Genomic DNA, 3,730 nt, shown 5'->3' with positions numbered 1-3,730 from the left:
CGTGCGCGGTGGCTCGCGGCCTCGTCGACGACCCACTGCGGCACGCGCCCCGTGGGGGAGCGGGGCAGGTCGTCGTGGGACACGTGCACAGGATCGGCTCGCGAGGTCGTCACGTTGAGCCCGGCGGCAGACGCCGATCGTGCGGCAGCGCTCCCACCTGCGGCGTCGTGCGTGGTTCACCCGTTCGGGACCGGGAGGAAACGGCCTACCGAGTAGGTACTCAGGACCACCGTCCCGGGGTCGCCGCGGAACGCCGACGGACCATCGACACATCGTCAACCGCGCCCGACGCCGGAGGAGGCCCCCGTGTCCTCGTACCCCCACCTGCTCGCCCCCCTGACCCTCGGCTCGCTCGAGCTGCGCAACCACGTCGTGATGCTCCCCATGGGCACCGAGATGGGCACGCACGAGGGCCTGTTCACCGAGCGGGAGATCGCCTACTACACCGAGCGTGCCGCCGGCGGCGTCGGCCTCGTCATGACCGGCATCTCCGCCGTCTCGCAGGACTACGAGCAGATCAACCCCGGCCTGTGCCGCGTCGACACCGACGACGCGCTCCCCGGCCTCACCGCGCTCGCGGAGTCGATCCACGCGGTCGGCGGCCTCGTGTCGCTGCAGCTCACCGCGGGCCTGGGCCGCAACATCAACGTCGTCGACCCCGAGCGCCTGCCGATCTCGGCGTCCGACAACCCGCACTACGCGCACCCCGAGGTGCTGTGCCGCCCGCTCGAGGTCGACGAGATCGCGACGATCGTCCGCCGGTTCGGCGAGGCCGCCGCGCGCGCCCAGGCCGCCGGGATCGACGCGATCGACATCCACGGCCACACCGGCTACGTCATCGACCAGTTCCTCTCCCCGGTGTGGAACCGCCGCGAGGACCAGTACGGCGGCTCGGTCGAGAACCGCTGCCGGTTCGCGGTCGAGATCATCCAGGCCGTCAAGGCCGCCGCCCCTGGCCTGCCTGTGAGCTTCCGCCTGTCGGTCGACCACAAGTTCCCCGGCGGCCGCACGCGTGAGGAGTCGCAGCGCATCGCCGTCGTCCTGGCCGAGGCCGGCCTCGACTTCATCCTGGCCGACGACGGCTCGTACGAGGCCATGGACTACGTCTTCCCGCCGTACTACCTGGGCGACGGCTGCATGGTCCCCGCCGCGCAGGCCCTCAAGGAGGTCGTCGACATCCCCGTCGTCGCGTGCGGCAACCTCGACCCCGACACCGCCGAGCAGGTGCTCGCCGCGGGCCACGCCGACGTCGCGGGCGTCGGGCGCGGCCTCATCGCCGACCCGCAGTGGTGCGACAAGCTCGCGCAGGGCTGCCGCGAGGACATCCGCCCCTGCATCCGCTGCAACGCGATGTGCGTCGGCAACGCGTTCTTCGCGCTGCCCCTCGGCTGCTCCGTCAACGCGCAGGTCGGGTTCGAGCGCGAGCGCGCGCTCACCCCCGCCGAGACCCCCAAGCACGTCGTCGTCGTGGGCGGCGGGCCCGCCGGGCTCGAGGCCGCGCGCGTCGCCGCCGAGCGCGGCCACCGCGTCGACGTCTACGAGCGCGACGCCGCGCTGGGCGGCGTGCTGCGCCCCGCCGCGACGCCGGACTTCAAGAAGGAGCTGCACGCGATGATCGGCTGGTGGGAGCGGCAGATCGCGCGCCTGCCCGTCACCGTGCACCTCGGCGTCGAGATCACCGCGGACTCCCCGGAGCTCGAGGGCGCCGACGAGATCGTGCTCGCGACCGGCTCCACCCCGCTCGTGCCCGGCACGATCCCCGGCATCGACGGCCCGAACGTCGTGGGCGTCATCGAGGCGCACCTCGGCGCCGACCTCGGCCGGCGCGTCGTCGTCGCGGGCGGCGGGCTCTCGGGCGCCGACCTGGCGCTCGAGCTCGCGCAGGCGGGCCGCGAGGTGACGATCGTCGAGATGGCCGACGAGATCGCGCGCGACCTCATCGTCATCAACCGCATCACGCTGCTGCGGGACCTCGCGGCTGCGGGCGTCCGCATGCTCACCGGCCACGCCGTGGTGTCGGTCGACGAGCAGGGCGTCGTCGCGCGCGGCCCCGAGGGCGACGTGCGCGTCGACGCCGACACGGTCGTCACCGCGTTCGGCGTGCGGCCCGCCGCGACGCTCGCCGAGCAGCTCACGGCGGCCGGCCGGGCCGTGCGTGCGGTCGGCGACTGCGTGAGCCCCGCGAAGGTCGGCGAGGCCATCAACGGCGGCTTCCTGGTCGGCGCCGCGATCTGACCCCCGCCCGTCGTCGCGCCCCCGTCTCTCCCCGAGCGGGCGCGCGACGACGGCCGGGTGGCGGGCGCGGCACGCGCTCGCGTTCGTGCTCGCCGAGCGCGGTAGAAGTCGCTCGAGCGCGGTTGAAGTCGCCCGAGCGCGGTACCAACGAGTACCGCGCTCGGCGCATGTCTACCGCGCTCGGCGCGTCCAGTGCTCTCCGCGTCTGGGCCGGCCAGGAGGGGACGTCCCGCCGAGCGCGGTAAGAGCACGCCGACCGCGGCAGAGACGTCGCGAGCGCGGTACCAACGAGTACCGCGCTCGGCCGGTGAGTACCGCGCCGGGGAGCGGAGGCTTCGGCCCGGCCGCGGCCGCGGGCGCGGTGCGGGTGTGCGGTGTCCGGTGCTCGCGCCTCGCAGACACCTCCGGCGGGCGGTCAGCGGCGGACGGCGCGTGAGGCGAGGTCCGTCAGGGCCGTGGCGTCCAGCCCCGGCCACCCGTGCAGCACGGTCCGCCACGCGGCGGGCACGGCCGACGCGCCGTCGCGCGCCCCGACCAGCGCGCCCGCGATCGCGGCGACCGTGTCGGTGTCGCGGCCGCCACGCACCGCACGCTCGAGCGCGTCGACCAGGGTCGTGCCGTGCGTGATCGCCGACCACGCGGCCTGCAGCGCCTCGACGACCCACCCGTTGCGCTCGAAGTCCCGCGGGCGGCGGGCCTCGGCGTCCGCGATCCGTACGGCCCACGGCTCGCGCCGCGCGGGCGGCAGCCACGGCAGCCCGACGCGCACGTCCGCCACGCCCGTCCGGATCGCGTGCCGCACCGCGAGCGACCACAGCACGCACGCGTCGCCGGCGTCGTCCTCGGTGTGCGTCAGCTCCGACACCGCGCGCGCTGCGCGGGCCAGCGCGTCCTCGCGCCCGTCGCCCAGGTACGCCAGCGCGACCGGGCCCGTCCGCATGAGCGACCCGTTGCCGCCCGACCGCCCGTGCGCGTCGTGGAACGCCCGGGCCGAGCGCCGTGCCGCCTCGGCCGTGCGCGGCGCGAGCCCGCCCAGCACCGCGCGCGTCTGGTTCCCGACGTCCTTCGCGTCGACCGCCCACCCGCACCACGCGTCGACGACGGCGTCCAGCGTCCGGTCGTCGTCGAGCGACGCGCCGCGCGCCAGTGCCTGGAGGACGGGCACGGCCATCGACGTGTCGTCCGTCCACTCGCCCGGCGCCCACGTGAACGTGCCCCCGCCGACCATGCCCACGGGGGCGTCGTCGGGCAGCGGGGGTCCGAACTCGTAGCCCGCGCCGAGCGCGTCACCCGCCGCGGAGCCGAGCACCGCGCCCACGGCGCGGTCGAGCACGGTTCCGGCGGGTGGGTCGATGTCGGGTGCGGTGCCGGCGGGTGCGGCCGGGTCCGGGACGTCCCGGTCGGGTGCGGTGTCGGTGGGCTGGGCGTCCACGGGGCCTCCAGGTCTGCGGTGCACGTCAGGACGAACGCCGTCGTCCTCATGTTCCCCCACCCC

The 3,730-nt window shown here is 75.5% G+C and carries 2 protein-coding genes; one reads left to right on the top strand and one right to left on the bottom strand.

The features are described from left to right. Positions 1-306: 306 nt before the first annotated feature. Positions 307-2,235, top strand: coding sequence for an FAD-dependent oxidoreductase (locus ATM99_RS14990; protein ID WP_062103672.1), 1,929 nt, complete (start codon positions 307-309; stop codon positions 2,233-2,235). A gap of 415 nt (positions 2,236-2,650) precedes the next feature. Here ATM99_RS14990 and ATM99_RS14985 read toward each other — a convergent pair whose 3' ends face one another. Beyond that, the gene (locus ATM99_RS14985; RefSeq protein ID WP_223305152.1) at positions 2,651-3,667 is read right to left on the bottom strand and encodes an ADP-ribosylglycohydrolase family protein; all 1,017 of its coding nucleotides are present in this window, start codon (positions 3,665-3,667) and stop codon (positions 2,651-2,653) included. Between the last annotated feature and the right edge of the window lie 63 nt (positions 3,668-3,730).

The organism is Cellulomonas sp. B6, assembly GCF_001462455.1.
Taxonomy (GTDB): Bacteria; Actinomycetota; Actinomycetes; order Actinomycetales; family Cellulomonadaceae; genus Cellulomonas.
The sequence above is the reverse complement of the archived record's forward strand: the minus strand, read 5'-3'. Positions and strand labels throughout refer to the sequence as shown.